At 70.8% G+C, this 22,161-nt stretch carries 20 protein-coding genes and 1 pseudogene; 16 read left to right on the top strand and 5 right to left on the bottom strand.

Annotated elements, in window-relative coordinates; all coding sequences use genetic code 11:
* The first annotated feature begins 355 nt into the window (after positions 1-355).
* From ACFWVE_RS01240 to ACFWVE_RS01230, 3 genes are read left to right on the top strand one after another with little or no spacing between them, the layout of a single operon-like run.
* Positions 356-709, top strand: a complete 354-nt coding sequence (locus ACFWVE_RS01240; protein WP_384007036.1) for a histidine triad nucleotide-binding protein — start codon at positions 356-358, stop codon at positions 707-709.
* A gap of 12 nt (positions 710-721) precedes the next feature.
* Complete coding sequence (locus tag ACFWVE_RS01235; RefSeq protein ID WP_384007033.1) at positions 722-1,627, top strand: ribonuclease Z; 906 nt, start codon at positions 722-724, stop codon at positions 1,625-1,627.
* Positions 1,628-1,648: 21 nt separating this feature from the next.
* Entirely contained in the window at positions 1,649-2,641 is a 993-nt protein-coding gene (locus tag ACFWVE_RS01230; RefSeq protein ID WP_384007030.1) for an adenosine deaminase, read from the top strand.
* Between the two features lie 84 nt (positions 2,642-2,725).
* On the opposite strand, the gene ACFWVE_RS01225 is transcribed toward ACFWVE_RS01230, so the two are convergent.
* Complete coding sequence (locus tag ACFWVE_RS01225) at positions 2,726-3,328, bottom strand: recombinase family protein (RefSeq protein WP_384007027.1); 603 nt, start codon at positions 3,326-3,328, stop codon at positions 2,726-2,728.
* 195 nt (positions 3,329-3,523) lie between these two features.
* On the bottom strand, positions 3,524-4,192 hold the full coding sequence (locus ACFWVE_RS01220; RefSeq protein ID WP_384007024.1) for a TetR/AcrR family transcriptional regulator: 669 nt from the start codon (positions 4,190-4,192) through the stop codon (positions 3,524-3,526).
* A 57-nt stretch (positions 4,193-4,249) separates the two neighbouring features.
* Between ACFWVE_RS01220 and ACFWVE_RS01215 the strand changes: the two are divergent.
* The 12 genes and pseudogenes from ACFWVE_RS01215 (at position 4,250) to era (ending at position 16,907) form a co-directional block, all read left to right on the top strand.
* Positions 4,250-5,702, top strand: a pseudogene (locus ACFWVE_RS01215) (MFS transporter).
* Positions 5,699-6,094: a cupin gene (locus ACFWVE_RS01210; protein ID WP_369478174.1), complete on the top strand. Its 396-nt coding sequence runs from the start codon at positions 5,699-5,701 to the stop codon at positions 6,092-6,094. Before ACFWVE_RS01215 ends, ACFWVE_RS01210 begins: the two are co-directional and overlap by 4 nt.
* A 300-nt stretch (positions 6,095-6,394) precedes the next feature.
* Positions 6,395-8,206, top strand: a complete 1,812-nt coding sequence (locus ACFWVE_RS01205) for a Tn3 family transposase (protein WP_384007021.1) — start codon at positions 6,395-6,397, stop codon at positions 8,204-8,206.
* A 254-nt stretch (positions 8,207-8,460) separates the two neighbouring features.
* Entirely contained in the window at positions 8,461-9,762 is a 1,302-nt protein-coding gene (locus tag ACFWVE_RS01200) for a glucarate dehydratase family protein (RefSeq protein WP_384007065.1), read from the top strand.
* 256 nt (positions 9,763-10,018) lie between these two features.
* Positions 10,019-11,149 carry a carbohydrate kinase family protein gene (locus ACFWVE_RS01195; RefSeq protein ID WP_384007062.1) on the top strand — a complete coding sequence of 377 codons (1,131 nt, stop codon included), beginning with the start codon at positions 10,019-10,021 and terminating at the stop codon, positions 11,147-11,149.
* Positions 11,150-11,339: 190 nt separating this feature from the next.
* Positions 11,340-12,410 carry a PhoH family protein gene (locus ACFWVE_RS01190; RefSeq protein WP_384007018.1) on the top strand — a complete coding sequence of 357 codons (1,071 nt, stop codon included), beginning with the start codon at positions 11,340-11,342 and terminating at the stop codon, positions 12,408-12,410.
* Between the two features lie 12 nt (positions 12,411-12,422).
* Entirely contained in the window at positions 12,423-12,920 is a 498-nt protein-coding gene (gene ybeY, locus ACFWVE_RS01185) for an rRNA maturation RNase YbeY (protein WP_383808846.1), read from the top strand.
* Positions 12,917-14,287: a hemolysin family protein gene (locus ACFWVE_RS01180; RefSeq protein WP_384007014.1), complete on the top strand. Its 1,371-nt coding sequence runs from the start codon at positions 12,917-12,919 to the stop codon at positions 14,285-14,287. Before ybeY ends, ACFWVE_RS01180 begins: the two co-directional genes overlap by 4 nt.
* Positions 14,284-14,643: an MmcQ/YjbR family DNA-binding protein gene (locus ACFWVE_RS01175; RefSeq protein ID WP_384007011.1), complete on the top strand. Its 360-nt coding sequence runs from the start codon at positions 14,284-14,286 to the stop codon at positions 14,641-14,643. Before ACFWVE_RS01180 ends, ACFWVE_RS01175 begins: the two co-directional genes overlap by 4 nt.
* 109 nt (positions 14,644-14,752) lie before the next feature.
* Positions 14,753-15,106, top strand: a complete 354-nt coding sequence (locus ACFWVE_RS01170; RefSeq protein ID WP_384007009.1) for a cytidine deaminase — start codon at positions 14,753-14,755, stop codon at positions 15,104-15,106.
* A gap of 216 nt (positions 15,107-15,322) precedes the next feature.
* On the top strand, positions 15,323-15,802 hold the full coding sequence (locus ACFWVE_RS01165; protein ID WP_384007006.1) for a hypothetical protein: 480 nt from the start codon (positions 15,323-15,325) through the stop codon (positions 15,800-15,802).
* 151 nt (positions 15,803-15,953) lie between these two features.
* Complete coding sequence (gene era / locus ACFWVE_RS01160; RefSeq protein ID WP_384007003.1) at positions 15,954-16,907, top strand: GTPase Era; 954 nt, start codon at positions 15,954-15,956, stop codon at positions 16,905-16,907.
* A 206-nt stretch (positions 16,908-17,113) separates the two neighbouring features.
* Here the strand turns inward: era and ACFWVE_RS01155 are convergent, their stop codons facing one another.
* From ACFWVE_RS01155 to ACFWVE_RS01145, 3 genes are all read right to left on the bottom strand, one after another.
* A complete protein-coding gene (locus tag ACFWVE_RS01155; protein ID WP_384007000.1) occupies positions 17,114-18,442 on the bottom strand; it encodes a GH1 family beta-glucosidase in 1,329 nt (442 codons plus the stop codon).
* A gap of 74 nt (positions 18,443-18,516) precedes the next feature.
* Positions 18,517-18,783, bottom strand: a complete 267-nt coding sequence (locus ACFWVE_RS01150) for a protealysin inhibitor emfourin (RefSeq protein WP_384006997.1) — start codon at positions 18,781-18,783, stop codon at positions 18,517-18,519.
* A gap of 54 nt (positions 18,784-18,837) precedes the next feature.
* Positions 18,838-19,908, bottom strand: coding sequence for a M4 family metallopeptidase (locus ACFWVE_RS01145; RefSeq protein WP_384006994.1), 1,071 nt, complete (start codon positions 19,906-19,908; stop codon positions 18,838-18,840).
* Positions 19,909-20,260: 352 nt separating this feature from the next.
* Between ACFWVE_RS01145 and leuA the strand changes: the two genes are divergently transcribed.
* The gene (gene leuA / locus ACFWVE_RS01140; protein WP_384006991.1) at positions 20,261-21,982 is read left to right on the top strand and encodes a 2-isopropylmalate synthase; all 1,722 of its coding nucleotides are present in this window, start codon (positions 20,261-20,263) and stop codon (positions 21,980-21,982) included.
* Positions 21,983-22,161 lie beyond the last annotated feature (179 nt).

Here is a 22,161-nt window from a genome sequence, read left to right as displayed (position 1 = left end):
ACGACGGCTTCCCGCGTCCGCCCGCGTCCGCCCGCGTCCCGGCGTCGCTCGCGTCCTCGCGTATCCGCGCAACCCGTGTCCGTCGGCGTCCGGGGGCGCCCGTCCGCGTCTCGGCGTCGGCCGGCGTCCGGGGGTGCCCGTCCGCGCCCTGGTGCCGGCCCTGTCCCGCGCGTCGGCGCATCCGTGTGCCCCGGTGTCCGGCCCGTCCCTGCACGTCCCCGCGTCCGCCCGTGCCCCCTGCTCGATCCCGCGCGTCCCCGTGTCCCTCCGGACTGTCCCCGGACGCCTGCCCGCCGCGGCGGGGGCGACTACGATGCCCCCGTACGCGATCACCACGCACCGAGGAGGGCCTGCCATGGCAGGGGAACCGCAGGACGACTGCCTGTTCTGCAAGATCGCCGCAGGGCAGACCCCGGCGACGATCGTCCGGGAGACGGACACCACCGTCGCGTTCCGCGACATCAACCCGCAGGCGCCCACGCACATCCTGGTGATCCCGAAGGCGCACCACAAGGACGCGGCGGCCCTCGCCGCGGCCGCCCCCGAGATCGCGGCGGACGTCCTGCGCGAGACACAGGCCGTCGCGGCCCAGGAGCAGCTGGAGAGCTACCGCATCGTCTTCAACACCGGCAGCGGCGCCGGCCAGACCGTCTGGCACGCGCACGCCCACGTCCTGGGCGGCCGCGGTCTCCACTGGCCCCCCGGATAGGCGGCGGCTTCCTTGTCCGTACGCGAACTGGTGGTGCTCGGCACCGCCAGCCAGGTTCCCACCCGCCACCGCAACCACAACGGCTATCTGCTGCGCTGGGACGGCGAGGGCATCCTGTTCGACCCCGGCGAGGGCACCCAGCGCCAGATGCTGCGCGCCGGGGTCGCCGCGCACGACCTGAACCGGATCTGCGTCACCCACTTCCACGGCGACCATTCGCTCGGCCTCGCCGGCGTGATCCAGCGCATCAACCTCGACCGGGTCCCGCACCCCGTCACCGCGCACTACCCGGGCTCCGGGCAGCGCTTCTTCGACCGGCTGCGGTACGCCACCGCCTACCGCGAGACCGTCGGCATCACCGAGGAACCCGTCGCCGCGGACGGCCCGCTCGCCCGCACCGCCGGATACACCCTGGAGGCGCGGAAGCTGTCGCACCCCGTCGAGTCGTACGGCTACCGGCTGGTCGAACCCGACGGCCGGCGGATGCTGCCCGACCGGCTCGCCGCGCACGGCGTCAAGGGGCCGGACGTCGGCCGCATCCAGCGCGAGGGCACGCTCGACGGGATCGCGCTGGAGGACGTCAGCGAGGTGCGGCGCGGCCAGCGGTTCGCGTTCGTCATGGACACCCGGCTCTGCGAGGGGGTGCACGCGCTCGCCGAGGGCTGCGACCTGCTCGTCATCGAGTCCACGTTCCTCGACGAGGACGAGCGACTCGCCGTCGAGCACGGTCATCTGACGGCCGGCCAGGCGGCCCGGGCGGCACGGGACGCAGGCGTACGGCATCTGGTGCTCACCCACTTCAGCCAGCGCTACAGCGACCCGGAGGAGTTCGAGCGGCAGGCGCGGGCCGCCGGGTACGAGGGCGAGCTGACCGTGGCACGCGATCTGCTGCGGGTGCCGCTCCCCAAGCGCCGCTGAGGCCGCCCGTACGATGCTTCGATGCCCGTACCGAAAGCCGAACTGCACCTTCACATCGAAGGCACCCTCGAACCCGAGCTCGCCTTCGCCCTCGCCGCCCGCAACGGCGTCGACCTGCCCTGGGCCGACACCGACGCCCTGCGCGAGGCGTACCGGTTCCAGGACCTCCAGTCGTTCCTGAACCTGTACTACGCACTCATGGCCGTGCTGCGCACCGAGCGGGACTTCGAGGACCTCGCCGACGCCTACCTGGCCCGCGCCGCGGCGCAGGGCGTGCGGCACGCGGAGATCTTCTTCGACCCGCAGGCCCACATGGCGCGCGGCGTCGGCATGAGCACCGTGGTCGACGGGCTGTGGCGGGCGCTCGGGCGCGGTCAGGAGACGCACGGCGTCTCGACCCGGCTGATCATGTGCTTCCTGCGGGACGAGTCCGCCGAGTCGGCCCTGGCGACCCTGGAGGCGGCGAAGCCCCATCTGGACCGGATCACCGGTGTCGGCCTGGACTCGGCCGAGGTCGGGCATCCGCCCGGGAAGTTCCGTGCGGTGTACGAGGCGGCCGCCGCGCTCGGGCTGCGGCGCGTGGCGCACGCCGGTGAGGAGGGGCCGCCGGAGTACATCACCGAGGCGCTGGACGTCCTCGGCGTCGAACGGGTCGACCACGGGCTGCGCTGCGTGGAGGACCCGGAGCTGGTGGAACGACTGGTGCGGGACCGGATCCCGCTGACGCTGTGCCCGCTGTCGAACGTCCGGCTGCGCGCCGTGGACACCCTCGCCGGCCACCCGCTGCCCGCGATGCTCGACGCCGGCCTGCTGTGCACGGTGAACTCCGACGACCCGGCCTACTTCGGCGGCTACGCGGGCGACACCTTCGACGCGGTGCGCGACACGCTCGGCCTCGGCCCGGAGCGGCTGCGCGAGCTGGCCCGCAACTCCTTCCTCGCCGCCTTCCTGGACGACGACGAGGAGCGGCGGGGCAGGTACCTCGCCGAGGTGGAGGCGTACGTCTTCCCGTAGTCCCCACGCCGTCCACGCCGCCCTCGCCGTAGGGGTGTCGTTAACGAGTGGCGAACCAAGTGACAAGTAACCCGCCGGTAGCTTTCAGGGCTTCGCCGCAGCGGTCTTCTTCGGCTGGCGGGGCACGGTCTTGGTCTTGTCGAGGTGTCCGTAGACCGTGGAACGGGGCACGTTGAACATGTCGGCGATCTGCTGGACGGTCTTCTCCCGGGCGTCGTAGAGCTGCTGGGCGAGCTCGGCCTGGTCGGCCGTGAGCTTCGGCCGGCGCCCGCCGACCCGGCCGCGGGCCCGCGCGGAGGCGAGCCCGTCGTTCGTGTTCGCCACGATCAGCTCCCGCTGGAGCTCCGCGAGCACGCTGAGCATCCCGAACATGGCCCGGCCTTCCATGGTGGAGGTGTCGATGCCCTGCTCGATGACGTGCAGCCCGATCCCGCGCTCGCGCAGCTCGGCGCCGAGGGTCACCAGGTGCAGCACGGAGCGGGAGAGCCGGTCGAGCCGGGTGACCTTCAACGTGTCACCCTCGCGCATCAACTGCATGACGAGATCGAGCTTGGGACGGGAGGCTTTCGCGCCGCTGGCGACGTCGACGTGGATGTTGTCGCGGTCGACGCCGTCGCGGAGAAGTGCGTCGATCTGGTGGTCGGGATTCTGATCGGCCGTCGAAGTGCGGCAGTAGCCAAGAAGCATTGTCGGAAACTACTCCGACGACCGTTCACCGACGTTGATTTCCGACGCGAGTTGTCGACAGTGCCCACCTGCGGGTTCGTGATCACGCGTATGAGTGTCGACAGACGGTCGTTTGCCGACACTCAAGGACACATGAGATCCAGTGGGGAGTGTCCGGCCAAGGGCCAGGCGCACATCATCGGCGACGGAAAATCGTCAGCGGATGGCGAGAAGGCCATCCACCAGAGCTCGGAGCCCGTCGAGGTAAGTGTCCTCGCCGGTCAGCGGTGCCCAGCGGTCCGCGATCTGTGCCAACCGGGGCAGCTCACCCGGGTCGAGATTGCCGAAGACCTGCTCCCGGTAGGTCCCTCGGTCGTCGTCTGCGCGCCGCCGGGCCGCTGTCGCCCGGACCACGATCTCTCCAGCGGTGTAGTACCAGATCGCGCGGTAACCGTGCACGGCCCGCTCGGGGGACAGTCCGCATTCGACCAGGCCGTCGACGATCTGCTCGACAAACCACAGCGCTGACGTGGACATCAGGTCATCGGCGGTCAGCACTTCCACGATCCAGGGACAGGCGGCGAGCGCCTCGTGGATCGCGGCGGCGGCAACGACGATCCGCTCGCGAGGGTGGGCGGGCAGTTCGGGTCGGCGCAGCGCCTGCGCCGCGTAGTCGTCCAGCAGCAGGACGAGCAGTTCTTCCTTGTTGCGGACGTGGTGGTAGAGCGCCATCGGTGTGCTGCCGATCTCCGTGGCCAGCCGCCGCATGGTCAGCCGGTCCACGCCTTCCTCGGTCACGATCCGGCGGGCCGTCTTGATGACCTCCTCGCGGGATATACGGGGAGGTCGGCCAGGGGATTTGCGCGGTGCGGACGGCTGCGGCATGCCCCCATCATTCCCCAGGTCTCGACAACGGCGATCCCCTAACGCTAGTTTCTTTACATGTATAAAAACTTACGGGGGCGATCCGGAGTGGTGCTGGCGGCGGCGGCCGTCGCCCAGTTCGTCTTCGCTCTGGACATGTCGGTGGTCAACGTCGCACTGCCCGCAATCCGCAACGCGCTGGGATTCGCGCCGCTCGACCTGTCGTGGATCGTGCACGTCTACGCGCTCACCTTCGGCGGACTGCTGCTACTGGGGGGGGCGTGCTTGTGACCTGTACGGTCACCGTCGGCTGTTCGTGGGGGGCCTGGTCGTCTTCGGGCTGTGCTCGCTGGTGGGCGGGCTGGCCCAGGCGCCCTGGCAACTGATCGCTGCCCGCGCCGGTCAGGGCCTGGGTGCTGCCGCTGCCGCCCCAGCCGCGCTGGGCATGCTCACCACCACGTTCCCTGAGGGCCCTCGGCGTGTCCGGGCGCTCGGGGTGTGGAGCGCGGTGAACGCCGCAGGGGGAGCGTTGGGGGTACTGGCAGGTGGCCTGCTGACCGAGTACGCGGGTTGGCGCTGGGTGATGCTGGTCAACCTGCCCATCGTGGCGGCGGCTCTCGCGCTGGTGCTGGCAGGCGTGCCCGCCGGAGCACAGCCCGACCGGCGCGAGAGGCTGGACGTGCTCGGCGCTGTCCTGGCGACCGGAGGAGTCGGGCTGCTGGTGTTCGGTGTCGTCCGCACCGACGCCCGAGGATGGGGATCCCTGGCCACCGTGGCGACCCTCGCCGCTGCGGCCGCGATCCTGGCCGCCTTTACCTTCGCCGAATCCAGGGCCCCCGCGCCGCTGCTGCGCCTCGGCCTGCTGCGCAGTCGCTGGGTGGCCGGCGCCAACGTGCTGGTTTTCTTGGCCGCGGCCGGGCAGTTCACGGCGTTCTACTTCGTGTCCCTGTACATGCAGCAGGTCCTGGGCATGGGTGCCGCAGCGACCGGCGCCGCGTTCCTGCCTTTCTCCGTGAGCCTGGTCGCGGGCACCATCATCGCGACCCGCGTCACCACGGCGCGCACCCCCCGAGCTGCCCTGGTGCCCGGCGCTCTGCTGGCCGCCGTGGGCCTGGCCTGGCTGGCCTTCATCAGCCCCGGCGGCGGCTTCCTCACCGACGTGCTCGGTCCCTGCCTCATCACCGGCGTCGGCGTCGGACTGGTCCTGGCCCCGGTCGCCGCCGCCGCAACCACCGGCGTCGCCTCCCGCGAGGCCGGCATGGCCTCCGGCCTCTTCAACAGCTCCCGCCAACTCGGCGGCTGCGTCGGCCTGGCCGCCCTGGCCACCATCGCCGCACTCCGCACCGGCACGGCCACCGACCCCGCCTCCCTCAACGACGGCTATGCCCTGGGCCTGGCCGTCACCGCCGGCCTCTTCGTACTCGCGGCAGTCGTGGCGATCGGGGTGTTGCCCCGACGCCAGGCCGCCCTGCCTGACCCCCCGCAACCCGCCGCCCCCACAAAGAACCAACTGGAAGGAACGCCATCATGACGACGACCCCCATCGACCTGTTCGTCTCCGCGCTGCAGTTCCGCCCCGACGGCGATGTCCGAGCCGCCGAACGGCAGATGACGAGCAGCGACTCCGGCGCCTGGCAGATCACGACGTTCCACGTGGAGACCGACGTCGACGTCCACGCCGACCACTGGGAGATGCACCCGGAGGCCGAAGAGGCGGTGTGCTGCCTGACTGGCGGCGTCCGCCTCTACTTCCGTGCCACCACGCCCGGTGGCGCCGAGGACATGGTGCAGTTGCAGGCAGGCACCGCCGTGATCGTCCCCCGCGGCCGCTGGCACCGCCTGGAGCTGAACGCCCCCAGCGACCTGATGTCGATCACCCTTCGCCACGGCACTCGCCTCGAAAAACGCACCGACACTCACTGACCGGGAGGTGGCCCGACAGATTCGCTGCCGGGCCACCGCGAGCCTCGCCCAGTCCTCACGAAGTTCCAACAGCGCGCCGTTTGACACCCTCGTCGACCGCACAGGGATCCCATACTGATGAGCTCGTGTATTCAACTGTCGCCGGTTCCCCGGTCTGGCGGACCTGGACATGACCGCCATGCGCAGGGATGCCACGGGCAAGGCCGCTGGGCATCCAGCCGTCGCCTGAACTGGCTGGGCATCCAGCCGTCGCCTGAACTGATCGTCCGACGCCGTTACCAGGCCCGCTCGGTCCGCTCCGTGGTCTTCCCAGCGGCCGGCGGAGAGAAGACGCTGAAGGGCCTGGTTGCGGAGTTGAAGGCGACGAACGCCGAGTTCGCCCGTTCCAAGCGGGAGGTGTTCAAGTCCTCCTACTCCCACCACTACCGCAGCGGGCTGATGAAGCTCCTCGGCGTGCTCGACTTCCGCTCCTCCAACGACCAGCACAAGCCCGTCATGGACGCGTTGAAGCTGATCGAGCGGCACAAGGGCTCCTCCACCACCTACCTTCCCCTCGGCGAGACCATCCCGCTCGAAGGCGTCGTACGCAAGGACTGGATGGAGTTCGCGCTCTTCACCCCCGACAAGGGACCCAAGCGAGTCATGCGCACCGTGTACGAGGCGTGCGTCTTCCAGGCCCTGCGCGACCGGCTGCGCTGCAAGGAGATCTGGGTCGTCGGCGCCGACAAGTGGCGCAACCCCGACGACGACCTCCCGGACGACTTCGAAGTCAGGCGCGCGGAGTACTACGAGAAGCTCAACAAGCCGCGCGAGGCGAAGGTGTTCACCGCCCAACTCCAGGCCGAGATGCGCGCCGAGCTCGGCGCGCTGGACACCAAACTGCCGAAGCTGCCGTGGGTCACGATCAGCGGCAAGCACCGCAACGGCGCGATCAAGTTCACCGAGCCCGAGCCGCAGAAAGAGCCGAAGAACCTGCGCAAGCTCAAGAAGGCGATCCGCAAGAAATGGGGCACCGTCGCCCTCATCGACATCCTCAAAGAGGCCGCCCTGCGCACCGGGATGCTCAAGGCCCTCGCCCCGGTCGGCACGCGGGAGGCGATCGACGAGGCGAAGCTCCTGGAACGCCTGCTCCTGATCGCGTACGCCTACGGCACCAACTCAGGGATCAGCTCCGTCGCGTCCGGCGAGCACAAGCACACCGAGGAAGAGCTGCGCTACACGGCCCGCCGCTATCTGACCGCCGGCGGACTGAAGGCCGCCGGCGTCGAGATAGCGAATGCCACCTTCGCGGCCCGCTCCGAAGCGGTCTGGGGCCAGGGCACCACCACCGTGGCCTCGGACTCCACGCACTTCAAAGCCTGGGACCGCAACATCTTCACCGAGTGGCACTCCCGTTACGGGGGCCGCGGCGTGCTCGTGTACTGGCACATCGAAAAGGGTTCGATGGCCATTCACAGCCAGCTTCTGAACTGCACCGCCTCGGAGGTCGCCGCCGCGATCGAGGGCATGATGCGGCACGCCACCACCATGCAGGCCGAGGGCAACTACGTCGATTCGCACGGCCAGTCGGAAATCGGGTTCGGACTGACCAGGCTCCTGGGCTACGACCTGCTGCCGCGCATCAAGCAGATCAACAAGGTCAAGCTGTACCGGCCCGGCCGCGAGGACGAGGACACCTACGAGCGCCTGGCGGACGCGATGACCCGCCCGATCCGCTGGGACGTCATCGAGAACAACTACGACCAGCTCATCAAGTACGCCACCGCGATCCGGGTCGGCACCGCCTCCACCGAGGCGATCCTGCGGCGCTTCACCCGCACAGCCTCGCACCCCGTCTACCAGGCGATGCTCGAAGTCGGCCGCGCCCAGAAGACCATCTTCGTCGCCCGCTATCTGCGCGACCGCGACCTTCAGCGCGAGATCCAAGAAGGGCTCAACGTCGTCGAGGGCTGGAACGGCGCCAACGACATCATCTTCTTCGGCAAGAACTCTCTGTTCTCGCACTCCACCTCTTGCAAACGGCGCTGTCCGGCAACAGTGAACCGAGCACCGCCGAGAACAGCGGGCACTACATCCACGTCGACGAGCCCGAGGTCGCCGTCGAGGCGATAGGGGACGTCACCGGCGGCTGACGGTCCGGGACCGGTTACCGCCCGCCCATTGACGACCCCTGTTCGCCTATCTAACCTCTGTTCTCATACGTGTACCACGTCCGCGCGGCCCGGCCGTGCGGACGCCGCCCGTGGCCCCGTACGCGCCCCGCTCGCCGACCCCTCGCCCTTGGACCTCACCGATCCCGAGGCCCCGCTCACCGCCGGCCCGGACCTCGTAGGAGCCGCCCTGTGACCGCGCAGACCGTGCCCGCCGTGCCGACCGCCCGCGACCTGACCGTCACCGAGGTACGGCTCACGCCGATCCTGGTCGCCGACCCACCGCTGCTGAACACGCAGGGCGTCCACCAGCCGTACACGCCCCGGCTGATCGTCGAGGTCGTCACGGCGGACGGGACCACCGGGGTGGGGGAGACCTACGGCGACACCAAGTACCTCGAGCTGGCCCGCCCCTTCGCCGAGCAGCTCAAGGGCCGCAAGGTCACGGACGTGAACGCACTGTTCGCGCTTCTGGACGAGGTCGCCGTCGCGGCAACCCGGGTCGACACCGCCGTCGACGTCGGCGGACTGCGCGGCGTGCAGACCGCCGACAAGCTGCGGCTGTCCATCGCCTCCGCCTTCGAGGTCGCCTGCCTCGACGCCCTCGGCAAGGCCCTCGGCCTGCCCGTGCACGCACTGCTCGGCGGCAAGCTCCGCGACACCGTGGAGTACAGCGCGTACCTCTTCTACAAATGGGCCGGCCACCCCGACGGCGTCCCGGCCGAGAAGGACGACTGGGGCGCCGCCCTGGACCCGGCCGGCGTCGTCGCGCAGGCCCGCGCCTTCAAGGAGCGGTACGGCTTCGGTTCCTTCAAGCTCAAGGGCGGTGTCTTCCCGCCCGAGGAGGAGACCGCAGCCGTCCGCGCCCTCGCCGAGGCCTTCCCCGGCCACCCGCTGCGGCTCGACCCCAACGGCGCCTGGTCCGTCGGGACCTCGGTCGAGGTGGCCGAGGAGGTCGGCGGACTCCTGGAGTACCTGGAGGACCCGACGCTCGGCACCCCCGCCATGGCCGAGGTCGCCGCCCGCACCGGCGTGCCGCTCGCCACCAACATGTGCGTGACGACCTTCCCCGAGATCAAGGAGGCGTTCACCACGAACGCCGTCCAGGTCGTCCTCTCCGACCACCACTACTGGGGCGGGCTGCGCAACACCCTGAACCTCGCCGCCGTCTGCCGCACCTTCGGCGTGGGCATCTCCATGCACTCCAACACCCACCTCGGGATCAGCCTCGCCGCGATGACCCACGTCGCCTCCACCGTCCCGGGCCTGCACCACGCCTGCGACTCCCACTACCCGTGGCAGTCCGAGGACGTCCTCACCGAGCGCCTCACCTTCGAGGACGGCGCCGTGCGCGTGTCCGACGCGCCCGGCCTCGGCGTCACCCTCGACCACGACCGGCTCACCGCGCTGCACCGGCGGTGGCTGGAGGACGACGGCACACTCCGCGACCGGGACGACGCGGCGGCCATGCGGATCGCCGATCCCGACTGGGTCACCCCGACGGTGCCCCGCTGGTGAGAGGCCCGGCGGCACGCCGGAGCCCCGGGCGGGGGCGGCTCCGACGTGACGGGCGGCACGTTGTCGGCGACGTGGTGCACACTGGCCAGAACCGCACCAGGCCAGGGAGCGCAACGTGAGGGCGTCCACCACGCCGGCCGCGTCAGCCGGAGAGGGAAACACCGAGGGAAGCACCGAGGGAAGCACCGAGGGTGCCGGCACGGGCGCCCCGGACAGCGCGCCCCGGGCCGCCGCCGTCCGCTCGGGGTCCTCCTGCATGCCCCATGTCGACCCGCTCGCCGCGCTGCGCGCGCCCGGCGACCCGCCCTGGGACGTCTACCTCACCGGCACCGTCTTCCTCGACATCATCTTCACCGGGCTCGACTCCGCCCCGGTGCGCGGGACCGAGTCCTGGGCGCGCGGGATGGGGTCGAGCCCCGGCGGCGTCGCCAACATGGCCACCGCCCTGGCCCGCCTCGGCCTGCGCACCTCCCTCGCGGCCGCCTTCGGCGACGACCACTACGGGGACTACTGCTGGGACGCCCTGGAAAAGGGCGAGGCCATCGACCTCTCCCCGTCGCGCACCGTGCCCGGCTGGCACTCCCCGGTCACGGTCTCCATGGCGTACGAGGGGGAGCGCACGATGATCTCCCACGGTCACGAGCCGCCCCCGGAGCAGCCCTCCCGCCCGTCCGACCCCGCCGCCCGCAAGCGGCTCCCGCCCGGCGCGGACCTGCCGCCCTGCCCGCCCCGGGCGCGGGCCGCCGTCGCCTCCCTCGCCCCGGGGCGCAGCGACTCCTGGATCGCCCGCGCCGCGGCGCGGGGCACCCGGGTCTTCGGCGACGTCGGCTGGGACGACACCGGCGCCTGGGACCTGGCCGCGCTGCCCGACCTGCGGCACTGCGAGGCCTTCCTGCCGAACGCGCAGGAGGCCATGCGCTACACCGGCACCGACTGCCCCCGCGCCGCCGCGCACGCCCTCACCGACCGGGTGCCGGTCGCCGTCGTCACCCTCGGCGCGGACGGGGCGTACGCGGTGGACCGGCGGACCGGTGAGAGTGCCGAGGTGCCGGCCATCGCCGTCGAGGCCCTCGACCCGACCGGCGCCGGGGACGTCTTCGTCGCGGGCTTCGTCACCGGCAGCCTGGCCGGCTGGCCGCTCGCCGACCGCCTCGCCTTCGCCGGCCTGACCGCGGCCCTCTCCGTCCAGGAGTTCGGCGGCTCCCTGTCGGCGCCCGGCTGGTCGGAGATCGCCGCCTGGTGGCGCGAGGTCCAGTCCGTACGGGCCCAGGACCCGGCCGCGCTGAGACGCTACGCGTTCCTGGCGGACCTGGTCCCCGACGACCTGATCCGCCCCTGGCCCCTGCGCCGGGCGGTCCCGACCATCGGCTTCGGCCGGTCGGCCTGACCCACCCCCCGCTCTCCTCCCCGGTCCGCCGGTGCGGGCGGCCGTCACCCCGTCCCCACCCGCCCGCGATCACCCCGCTGTGAAAAGGTCTACGGAGTTGTCACCCCCGCGTCGTACCCTGGGAGTCGCGAGGCCGCCCTCAGCTGCGCGGCCCTGACGAGGAGGAACCGCAGGCCTTCAGAGCCGGCCCATGACTCAGACACCCACAGACCGCACCTCCGCGCAGGAGCAGGCGAGAGTACAGCTCACCGTCCCGGCCAAGCACCCCATGGTGACCGTGCTGGGGTCCGGCGACTCCCTCCTCCGCGTGATCGAGAAGGCCTTCCCGGGGGCCGACATCCACGTCCGGGGCAATGAGATCAGCGCGGCCGGCGACGCCACGGAGGTCGCCCTCGTCTCGCGCCTGTTCGACGAGATGATGCTGGTGCTCCGCACCGGACAGCCGATGACGGAGGACGCGGTGGAACGCTCGATCGCGATGCTGAAGACGACCGAGGACGGGGAGAGCGAGGGCCAGGAGACCCCGGCCCAGGTACTCACGCAGAACATCCTCTCCTCGCGCGGCCGCACGATCCGTCCCAAGACGCTCAACCAGAAGCGCTACGTGGACGCGATCGACAAGCACACCATCGTCTTCGGCATAGGCCCCGCCGGTACCGGCAAGACCTATCTCGCCATGGCCAAGGCGGTACAGGCCCTGCAGTCCAAGCAGGTCAACCGCATCATCCTGACCCGCCCCGCGGTCGAGGCCGGGGAGCGCCTGGGCTTCCTGCCCGGCACCCTCTACGAGAAGATCGACCCGTACCTGCGCCCGCTCTACGACGCCCTGCACGACATGCTCGACCCCGACTCCATCCCCCGCCTGATGGCGGCCGGGACCATCGAGGTCGCGCCGCTGGCGTACATGCGGGGCCGGACGCTCAACGACGCCTTCATCATCCTGGACGAGGCGCAGAACACCAGCGCCGAGCAGATGAAGATGTTCCTCACCCGGCTCGGGTTCGACTCGAAGATCGTCATCACGGGTGACGTCACCCAGGTCGACCTGCCGAGCGGCACCAAGTCCGGGCTGCGGCAGGTGCAGGACATCCTGGAGGGCGTCGAGGACGTCCACTTCTCCCGGCTGTCGTCGCACGACGTCGTACGCCACCGGCTGGTGGGCCGTATCGTCGACGCGTACGAGCAGTACGACAGCGAGCACGGCACCGAGAACGGCACGCAGAAGAGCGGCCGGGGCAGGGCCGGGCACAAGGGGAAGTAGACCGAGCAGCAGATGTCGATCGACGTCAACAACGAGTCCGGAACCGAGGTCGACGAGCAGGCGGTCCTCGACATCGCCCGCTACGCGCTCGCGCGGATGCGCATCCACCCGCTCTCCGAACTCTCGGTGATCGTGGTGGACGCCGCCGCCATGGAAGAGCTCCACATCCAGTGGATGGACCTGCCGGGACCGACGGACGTCATGTCGTTCCCGATGGACGAGCTGCGGCCGCCCGCGAAGGACGAGGCCGAGCCCCCGCAGGGGCTGCTCGGCGACATCGTGCTGTGCCCCGAGGTCGCCGCCAGGCAGGGCGCCGAGGCGCCGACGCAGCACACCATGGACGAGGAGCTCCAGCTGCTCACCGTCCACGGTGTGCTGCACCTGCTGGGCTACGACCACGAGGAGCCCGACGAGAAGGCCGAGATGTTCGGCCTGCAGGCCGCCATCGTCGACGGCTGGCGCGCGGAGAAGGGCATCACCGGCCCGTCCCCCGCCCCGACCGTGTCATGAGCCCGCACCTCGTCCTCGGCGCGATCGCCCTGATCGTCGTCGCCTGGCTGTTCGCCTGCGCGGAGGCGGGCATCGCCCGGATCTCCACCTTCCGCGCCGAGGAGGCCGCGCGCTCCGGCCGCCGGGGCAGCGCCGGGCTCGCGAAGCTCGCCGCCGACCCGACCCGCTACCTCAACGTGGCCCTGCTGGTCCGCGTCGGCTGCGAGATGGCCGCCGCCGCGCTGGTCACCTACGCCTGCCTGCGCGAGTTCGACGGCACCGCCGAGGCCCTGCTGATCGCCATCGCGGTCATGGTCCTCGTCTCCTACGTCGCCGTCGGTGTCTCCCCGCGCACCATCGGCCGCCAGCACCCCATGAACACGGCCACGGCGGCGGCGTACGTCCTGCTGCCGCTGGCCAGGATCATGGGCCCGGTCCCGAACCTGCTGATCCTCATCGGCAACGCGTTCACCCCCGGCAAGGGCTTCAGGCGCGGCCCCTTCGCCTCCGAGGCGGAGCTGCGCGCGCTGGTCGACCTCGCCGAGCAGGAGTCGCTGATCGAGGACGAGGAGCGCCGCATGGTGCACTCCGTCTTCGAGCTGGGCGACACCCTGGTCCGCGAGGTCATGGTCCCGCGCACCGACCTGGTGGTGATCGAGCGCTACAAGACCGTCCGGCAGGCCCTCACCCTCGCCCTGCGCTCCGGTTTCTCCCGGATGCCGGTGACCGGCGAGAGCGAGGACGACGTCGTCGGCGTCGTGTACCTGAAGGACCTGGCCCGCAAGACGCACATCAGCCGGGACGCGGAGAGCGAGCTGGTGTCCACGGCGATGCGGCCCGCGTACTTCGTGCCCGACACCAAGAACGCCGGTGACCTGCTGCGCGAGATGCAGAAGGAACGCAACCACGTCGCCGTCGTCATCGACGAGTACGGCGGCACCGCCGGCATCGTCACCATCGAGGACATCCTCGAGGAGATCGTCGGCGAGATCACCGACGAGTACGACCGTGAGATCGCGCCGGTCGAGGAACTGGGCGAGGAGCGCTACCGGGTCACCGCCCGCCTCGACATCACCGACCTCGGCGAGCTGTACGGCCTGGAGGAGTACGACGACGAGGACGTGGAGACCGTCGGCGGACTGCTCGCCAAGATGCTCGGCCGGGTACCGATCGCGGGCGCGTCCGCCGTGGTCGACCTTCCCGACGAGCGCCGGCTGCGGCTGACGGCGGAGGCCGCGGCCGGCCGCCGGAACAAGATCGTCACCGTGCTGGTGGAGCCGGTCGCCCCCGGGGACCCGGGGGAGCCGACCGACCCGTCCCGGGACGAGACGGAAGAGGCGTGGGAGAGGAGCGAGCGGGACGAGCGGGCAGGGGAGCCGTCGGCATGACTCCGGCACAGCTGCGCGCCTTCTGTCTCTCCTTCGACGCGGCCGTGGAGGACTTCCCGTTCAACCCGGAGACCTCGGTCTTCAAGGTCCGGGGCAAGCTCTTCGCCCTGACGAACCTGGACGCGCGGCCGCTGAGGGCCAACCTCAAGTGCGACCCGGACGACGCGGTCCGGCTCCGTGCCGAGCACCCCGGGCTGATCGTCCCCGGCCGGCACATGAACAAAAGACACTGGAACACGGTGACCGTCGACGGCGGCCTCCCGGACCGGCTGGTCCGGGAGCTGGTCGAGGACTCCTACGACCTGGTCGTCGCCGGCCTCCCACGCGCCGAACGCCTCCGCCTCGACCGCGCGTGAGGCGCTGAGGCGCGGTCCCGCGGCAGGGGAGCCTCAGCGGTCCTGTGGCACGGCGCCGCAAGCGGCCCTGGGGCACGTCCCCGGGGCCGCGCTCCGTATGCTCGGGGCCATGACCGACAGCAGCGCGCTCGACCCCGAGGACCTCAAGATCGTCACCCTGGCCCGTTCCGCGCGGGCCCGCAACGGTGTGCCCGAGGGGGCCGCCGTACGGGACGAGAACGGCCGGACCTATGCCGCCGGGACCGTGGACCTGGACTCCCTGAAGCTGACCGCCCTGCAGACGGCGGTGGCGACGGCGGTGGCATCCGGGGCGAAGTCGCTGGAGGCGGCGGCCGTGGTGACGGACGCCGGTTCGGTGCCGGAGGCGGACCGTGCGGCGGTACGGGACCTCGGCGGCCCCGCGACCCCGGTGTTCCTGGCCGGCCCGGACGGGACGGTCCGGGAGACGTCGACCGCGGGATGACCTGATCCAGGGTTCCCGGAACGATCCCGGCCCTCTTGGGTGTTACCGGTGGTAAATGGGCCGGAATCCAACCTTGCCGTCCTCTGCCTCCCACGCATCAATGGAACCGTTGTTCCGACGGGCCGTCAGGCGCGGTCCGTCGGTCCCCCGGCCCGCGCAGCGTGACGACCGCTCTCACCTGCCGGGCGTTCCCCCCACGGAAAGGGACCGGACTCCATGAGAGGCACACGAATCGGAACAGGCGCGTCACTGGTCGCGGGGGCGCTCGCGGTCTGCGGGCTCGCCTTCGCCCCGTCCGCCGCCGCAGTCGCCCCCGGGTCGGCGACGATCACCGCCGACTGCGGAAGCTTCGGCGGCGGTGAGGCCACCCTCACGGCGACCCAGAACGGCTCGGCCGCCACCCTCACCCTCAGCACCTCCGCGTTCACCGCGCCCGTCGCCCTCGGCCAGGACTCCATCAACTCCACTCTCACGCTGGTGAACGACAACGGGGGAACCGTGAGGTTCGCCGGCACGAAGAACCCGGCCATGGCGGCCGGCGACTCCCTCTCGGTCGGCCCGCTCGGCGGCACCGTGGCCTCCGGCGACAGCCTGGAGGCGTACGGGGGCTCGCTGCGGATGACCGTGTTCGGCTTCATCACCATCACGTGCACGGCGGAGGGGCCGCAGTCACCGGGCCCGTTCGTCTTCGACTGATCCCGCGCGAGCCCCACTCGACCGCTGCTCGACCGCTGTCTGCTCCCCCCCCGTTTCCCGGGCCGGACATCTCACGGGGTGCCCGGCCCTCCGGGGCCCGTCGCCGGCGGGTGGTACGGCGGGGCTCCGGGGATCAGGGAGAATGGGCGGCATGAGTGTTCGTACCCAGTCATCCGAGCAGCCCGCCGGAGCAGTCCACCGGGCCGGCTTCGCCTGCTTCGTGGGCCGCCCCAACGCGGGCAAGTCCACCCTCACGAACGCTCTGGTCGGGCAGAAGGTGGCGATCACCTCCAACCGGCCGCAGACGACCCGGCACACGGTGCGCGGCATCGTCCACCGCCCCGACGCGCAGCTGATCCTCGTCGACACCCCCGGTCTGCACAAGCCGCGCACCCTGCTCGGTGAGCGGCTGAACGACGTGGTCCGCACCACCTGGGCCGAGGTCGACGCGATCGGCTTCTGCATTCCCGCGGACCAGAAGCTCGGCCCCGGCGACCGCTTCATCGCCAAGGAACTGGCCGGGATCAGGAAGACCCCGAAGATCGCCATCGTCACCAAGACCGACCTGGTGGACGGCAAGGCGCTGGCCGAGCAGCTGATCGCCGTCGACCAGCTCGGCAAGGAGCTCGGGATCGAATGGGCGGAGATCGTCCCGGTGTCGGCGACCGCGAACCAGCAGGTCGACCTGCTGGCCGACCTCCTCATCCCGCTGATGCCCGAGGGCCCCGCCCTCTACCCCGAGGGCGACCTGACCGACGAACCCGAGATGGTCATGGTGGCCGAGCTGATCCGCGAGGCCGCCCTGGAGGGCGTCCGCGACGAGCTGCCGCACTCCATCGCCGTGGTCGTGGAGGAGATGCTGCCCCGCGAGGACCGCCCCGCCGACAAGCCCCTCCTCGACATCCACGCCAACCTCTACATCGAGCGCACCAGCCAGAAGGGCATCGTCATCGGCCCCAAGGGCAAGCGCCTGAAGGACGTCGGCATCAAGTCCCGCAAGCAGATCGAGGCACTGCTCGGCACCCCCGTCTTCCTGGACCTGCACGTCAAGGTCGCCAAGGACTGGCAGCGCGACCCGAAGCAGTTGCGTCGTCTGGGCTTTTGACGTGGGGGGTGTTGCTGGGGCGTTGGTGTCGGGTTCTGTGGGTGGGGCGAGGCGTTGTTCGGGATCCCGCCGCGCGGCGGTAGCCGCATGTCGATGCAGTCCGGACCTTCACGTCAAGGTCGCCGAGCACTGGTAGCGCGACCCGAAGCAGTTGCGTCGCCCGGGCCTCTGACGCGACCCCGGGTACCTCCGAGAGCGCCGGTACCTCAGGTGCCGGCCCGTCGGCCCCGGTGCTGCTCGCGCAGCACCTCGCGCAGCCAGTCGTACGACGCCTTCGGCGTGCGCCGCTGGGTCTCGAAGTCCACGTGGACCAGGCCGAAGCGGCGGGCATAGCCCTCCGCCCACTCGAAGTTGTCCATCAGGGACCACACGAAGTAGCCGCGTACGTCCACGCCGGCCTCCAGCGCCCGGTGCAGGGCGCGGAGGTGGCCGTCGAGGTACGTGATGCGGGCCTGGTCGTCGATGCCCTCGTAGGAGCAGCCGTTCTCGGTGATGACGACCGGGGGGAGCCGGTCGCCGTAGCGGTCGTGGAAGCCGGTGAGGAGCTCGGTCAGGGCCCCGGGAACCACCGGCCAGCCGAAATCCGTCACCGGGTACCCCTCGATATCCCTTACGGAGAAGGGGAGTTCGGCCGGAATCCGGACACCGCCGAAGTCGATCTCCGTGCCCTGCGGGGCGCCCGCCCGGGTCGGCGCGTAGTAGTTGACGCCGTACCAGTCGACCGGCTCCGCGATGATCCGCAGGTCCGCCTCGACGTCGCCCGGCATCAGGTCGCCGAGGCCCTCCGGGTAGCGGCCGAGCAGCACGGGGTCGGCGAACAGGCGGTTCAGGAGCGTGTCGTAGAAGTCCGCCGCCGCCACGTCCGCCGGGTCGGGGGAGGCCGGCCAGGTCGGACCGTGGGAGTTGGCGATCCCGACGTCACCGGCGCCGGCCGCGCGCAGGGCACGCACCGCCAGTCCGTGCGCGAGGAGTTGGTGGTGCGCCACCGGCAACGCGTCGAAGAGCAGCTTCCGTCCGGGCGCGTGGACGCCCAACGCATGCCCGAGCAACGTGTGCTCGGCGGGCTCGTTGAGGGTGATCCAGCGCTTCACACGGTCGCCGAGACGCCCGGCGACCTCGGACACGTACTCCGCGAACCGCTCCGCGGTGCTCCGATCCAGCCAGTCCAGACCGGCCGGCAGGTCCCAGTGGAACAGCGTCGGCACCGGCCGTACGCCCGCAGCACACAGGTCGTCGACCAGACGGTCGTAGAAGTCCAGGCCGCCTCGCGCACGCACCCGGGGCCAGGAGACGGAGAAACGGTACGCGTCCACACCCAGGCCGGACAGCAGCGCCACGTCCTCGCGGTGCCGGTGCACGTGGTCGCACGCCACCGCCGCCGTCGAACCGTCCCGCACCCGGCCCGGCTCGGACGTGAACACGTCCCACACGGACGGTTCGCGTGCGTCCACCGCGCCCTCGATCTGGTGCGCCGAGGTCGACACGCCCCACAGGAAGCCGTCCGGGAAGCGGGGGAGCGGGTTCGTCGTCGCCATGGGGTGGATCATCCGCACCGGCCGTGACGGAAGTCAACGCCCGCGCGGCAGAAGGAGGTTACGCGTCACGTCGGTTACGCGCCCTCCTTGAGCACTCTGCTGATCAGCGCGCGCTGTTCCTCGGTCAGCCGGGGGTCGGCGCAGTACACCGACCGCCCGTCCACCGTGATCCGGTAGCTGAAGCCGTCCGGGACCCCCGCCGAAGGTGTGCCCCGGCCGGTGGTCAGGGCCCGCTCGGCCAGGGCGTGCCAGTCGGCGGCGTCGGCCCGGCCCGAGGTGTCCACCTCGGCCTGCCGCTCGATCCCCGCGAAGCCGCCCGTACGCCGCACCTGAATACGCATGGGTCCCTGTCTAGTACGAGAACGGGCGTGACGCCCACACCGCTGCCACCGCCGCTACCGCGTCGGCACCCCCACCCGCTCCCACGCCTTCGACACCGCCAGCAGCTCCTCGCCCTCGCCGAACCGCTCCCGCGCCGCCTTCACCGTGAGCGTCGCGAAGTCCGTGAACTGTGCGTCCTGCTCCAGCTCGCCGCCGGTCAGCACGTCGTACCAGACCTGCCCCGTCCGCTCCCACGCGTTCCCCCCGAGGGCGGTGGCCGCCTGGTAGAAGGCGTGGTTGGGGATGCCGGAGTTGATGTGGACGCCGCCGTTGTCCCGGCCGGTGTGGACGTAGTCGTCCATCGTCGCGGGCTGCGGGTCCCTGCCGAGGACGTCGTCGTCGTACGCCGTGCCCGGCGCCTTCATCGAACGCAGCGCCACCCCCGTCACCCGCGGGGCGAGCAGCCCGGCGCCGATCAGCCAGTCGGCCTCGGTGGCGGTCTGGCCCAGCGAGTACTGCTTGATGAGGGCGCCGAAGACGTCCGACACCGACTCGTTGAGCGCGCCGGACTGGCCGAAGTAGGCCAGGTTTGCGGTGTACTGCGTGACGCCGTGCGCGAGTTCGTGGCCGATGACGTCGACGGGGATCGTGAAGTCGAGGAAGATCTCCCCGTCCCCGTCGCCGAACACCATCTGCTCACCGTTCCAGAACGCGTTGTTGTAGTCGCGGTCGTAGTGCACGGTCGCGACCAGCGGCAGGCCGGAGCCGTCGATCGAGTCGCGGGAGAAGGCCTTGAGGAACAGCTCGAAGGTGGCGCCGAGGCCCGCGTGGGCGCGGTTGACGGTGGCGTCCTTGCCGGGCTCGTCGCCCTCCTCGCGGACCTTCGCCCCCGGCAGCGCGGTGCGGTGCCGGGCGTCGTGGATCGTACGGTGCGGCCTGCCCGGCTCGGCCCCGGCGAGGGGCGCGACGGCCGCGGCGCCGATCACCGTGGTCAGGCGGCGCTGGGTGCGCTCGTAGGCGTCGCGCTGGAGGGTGCGGCGGGCGGGGCCGGCGAGCGCGGGGTCGTCGGCCTGCGCGAGCCGGTCCAGGACGTGCGGCGGGACGATGGTGCAGAAGACGGGCTCGGAGCCCCCGGTGGTCGTCATACCCCGCACCCTTGCACTGCGTCACGCGTATGTCACTATCGGCAACGACATCCTCGACCGCGACGGGTGAACCGTGCCGCCAATCCCGGTGCCGAGGCGCCTTCGAGTGCTATACGACACTTTTTGTCCCCTTCCTCCTTCTGGTTCCGCATACTGATACGGACCCCCGCGCGGGAGTGCGTCTCGGTTAGGCTGCGGAGCATCATGCGTTTCGGGCTGCTTCTCCTTAGCTGCCGCGGCGAGGGCCTGTAGTCGAGGCCGACCCCCTCCCCGCGGAGTTCGGCGCTGCGCCGTCGGCCGTCCCTTCCGGATCCCACCGGATGCCCGCGGACCATCGAGGAGCCCACGCATCATGGCGAACCGCCAGCAGTCCAGCCCCATGCCGATCCACAAGTACGGCCGTTACGAGCAGGTCGACCTCCCCGACCGCACCTGGCCCGAGAAGCGGATCACCACCGCCCCCCGCTGGCTCTCCACCGACCTGCGCGACGGCAACCAGTCCCTGATCGACCCCATGTCGCCCGCCCGCAAGCGCGCGATGTTCGATCTGCTGGTCACGATGGGCTACAAGGAGATCGAGGTCGGCTTCCCGGCCTCCGGCCAGACCGACTTCGACTTCGTGCGCTCCATCATCGAGGACCCGGACGCCATCCCCGAGGACGTCACGATCTCCGTACTGACCCAGGCCCGCGAGGACCTGATCGAGCGGACGGTCGAGTCCCTGAAGGGCGCCCACCGCGCCACCGTGCACCTGTACAACGCGACCGCGCCGGTCTTCCGCCGGGTCGTCTTCCGCGGCTCCAAGGACGACATCAAGCAGATCGCCGTCGACGGCACCCGCCTGGTCGTGGAGTACGCGGAGAAGCTGCTGGGCCCCGAGACGCACTTCGGCTACCAGTACAGCCCCGAGATCTTCACCGACACCGAGCTGGACTTCGCGCTGGAGGTCTGCGAGGCGGTGATGGACGTCTACCAGCCGGGTCCGGGCCGCGAGATCATCCTCAACCTGCCCGCCACGGTGGAGCGTTCCACGCCGTCCACGCACGCCGACCGCTTCGAGTGGATGGGCCGCAACCTGTCCCGCCGCGAGCACGTCTGCCTCTCCATCCACCCGCACAACGACCGCGGTACGGCCGTGGCCGCCGCCGAACTGTCCCTGATGGCCGGCGCCGACCGCGTCGAGGGCTGTCTGTTCGGGCAGGGTGAGCGCACCGGCAACGTCGACCTGGTCACCCTGGGCATGAACCTGTTCTCCCAGGGCGTCGACCCGCAGATCGACTTCTCCGACATCGACGAGATCCGTCGTACGTGGGAGTACTGCAACCAGATGGAGGTCCACCCGCGCCACCCGTACGTGGGCGACCTGGTCTACACGTCCTTCTCCGGCTCCCACCAGGACGCCATCAAGAAGGGCTTCGACGCCATGGAGGCCGACGCGAAGGCCAGGGGCGTCACCGTCGACGACATCGAGTGGGCGGTGCCGTACCTGCCCATCGACCCCAAGGACGTCGGCCGCTCCTACGAGGCCGTCATCCGCGTCAACTCGCAGTCCGGCAAGGGCGGTATCGCCTACGTCCTGAAGAACGACCACAAGCTGGACCTGCCCCGCCGGATGCAGATCGAGTTCTCGAAGATCATCCAGGCCAAGACGGACGCCGAGGGCGGCGAGGTCACCCCGGCCGACATCTGGTCGGTGTTCCAGGACGAGTACCTGCCCAACCCGGGCAACCCCTGGGGCCGCGTCCAGCTCAAGAACGGCCAGTCCACCACCGACAGGGACGGAGTCGACACGCTCACCGTCGAGGCCGCCGTCGACGGTGTCGACACCGTGCTGACCGGCACCGGCAACGGCCCGATCTCGGCGTTCTTCGAGGCCCTGCAGTCCATCGGCATCGACGTACGCCTGCTCGACTACCAGGAGCACACGATGAGCGAGGGCGCCTCCGCGCAGGCCGCCTCGTACATCGAGTGCGCCGTCGGCGACAAGGTTCTGTGGGGCATCGGAATCGACGCGAACACCACCCGCGCCTCGCTGAAGGCGGTCGTCTCGGCCGTCAACCGGGCGGCCCGCTGAACAGCCGCTTCGAGGGGTTCGACAGCCCCGCCCGCCACTTCCGGCGGGCGGGGCTCCGTCGTTTCCCGGCCAAATCCCGTGGGGGTCACGGGAAGGTCTCGCCCGGGGTACTGACTCAGCCTCACCGATGTGGCTAACATCACGGGGCACGGCGATGAAGCCGGGGCGATGTGGAGGTG

Origin of the sequence: Streptomyces sp. NPDC058632 (assembly GCF_042717095.1) — a bacterium.
Lineage (GTDB): Bacteria > Actinomycetota > Actinomycetes > Streptomycetales > Streptomycetaceae > Streptomyces.
This window is presented reverse-complemented; position numbering and strand designations above follow the sequence as displayed.

Excerpts from the sequence above, each read along its gene's own strand:
- ACFWVE_RS01240 (WP_384007036.1), top strand. The coding sequence starts at position 356 with ATGGCAGGGGAACCGCAGGACGACTGCCTGTTCTGCAAGATCGCCGCA.
- ACFWVE_RS01230 (WP_384007030.1), top strand. The coding sequence starts at position 1,649 with ATGCCCGTACCGAAAGCCGAACTGCACCTTCACATCGAAGGCACCCTC.
- ACFWVE_RS01225 (WP_384007027.1), bottom strand. The coding sequence starts at position 3,328 with ATGCTTCTTGGCTACTGCCGCACTTCGACGGCCGATCAGAATCCCGAC.
- ACFWVE_RS01220 (WP_384007024.1), bottom strand. The coding sequence starts at position 4,192 with ATGCCGCAGCCGTCCGCACCGCGCAAATCCCCTGGCCGACCTCCCCGT.
- ACFWVE_RS01210 (WP_369478174.1), top strand. The coding sequence starts at position 5,699 with ATGACGACGACCCCCATCGACCTGTTCGTCTCCGCGCTGCAGTTCCGC.
- ACFWVE_RS01195 (WP_384007062.1), top strand. The coding sequence starts at position 10,019 with ATGCCCCATGTCGACCCGCTCGCCGCGCTGCGCGCGCCCGGCGACCCG.
- ACFWVE_RS01190 (WP_384007018.1), top strand. The coding sequence starts at position 11,340 with ATGACTCAGACACCCACAGACCGCACCTCCGCGCAGGAGCAGGCGAGA.
- ybeY (WP_383808846.1), top strand. The coding sequence starts at position 12,423 with ATGTCGATCGACGTCAACAACGAGTCCGGAACCGAGGTCGACGAGCAG.
- ACFWVE_RS01180 (WP_384007014.1), top strand. The coding sequence starts at position 12,917 with ATGAGCCCGCACCTCGTCCTCGGCGCGATCGCCCTGATCGTCGTCGCC.
- ACFWVE_RS01175 (WP_384007011.1), top strand. The coding sequence starts at position 14,284 with ATGACTCCGGCACAGCTGCGCGCCTTCTGTCTCTCCTTCGACGCGGCC.
- ACFWVE_RS01170 (WP_384007009.1), top strand. The coding sequence starts at position 14,753 with ATGACCGACAGCAGCGCGCTCGACCCCGAGGACCTCAAGATCGTCACC.
- ACFWVE_RS01165 (WP_384007006.1), top strand. The coding sequence starts at position 15,323 with ATGAGAGGCACACGAATCGGAACAGGCGCGTCACTGGTCGCGGGGGCG.
- era (WP_384007003.1), top strand. The coding sequence starts at position 15,954 with ATGAGTGTTCGTACCCAGTCATCCGAGCAGCCCGCCGGAGCAGTCCAC.
- ACFWVE_RS01155 (WP_384007000.1), bottom strand. The coding sequence starts at position 18,442 with ATGGCGACGACGAACCCGCTCCCCCGCTTCCCGGACGGCTTCCTGTGG.
- ACFWVE_RS01150 (WP_384006997.1), bottom strand. The coding sequence starts at position 18,783 with ATGCGTATTCAGGTGCGGCGTACGGGCGGCTTCGCGGGGATCGAGCGG.
- ACFWVE_RS01145 (WP_384006994.1), bottom strand. The coding sequence starts at position 19,908 with ATGACGACCACCGGGGGCTCCGAGCCCGTCTTCTGCACCATCGTCCCG.
- leuA (WP_384006991.1), top strand. The coding sequence starts at position 20,261 with ATGGCGAACCGCCAGCAGTCCAGCCCCATGCCGATCCACAAGTACGGC.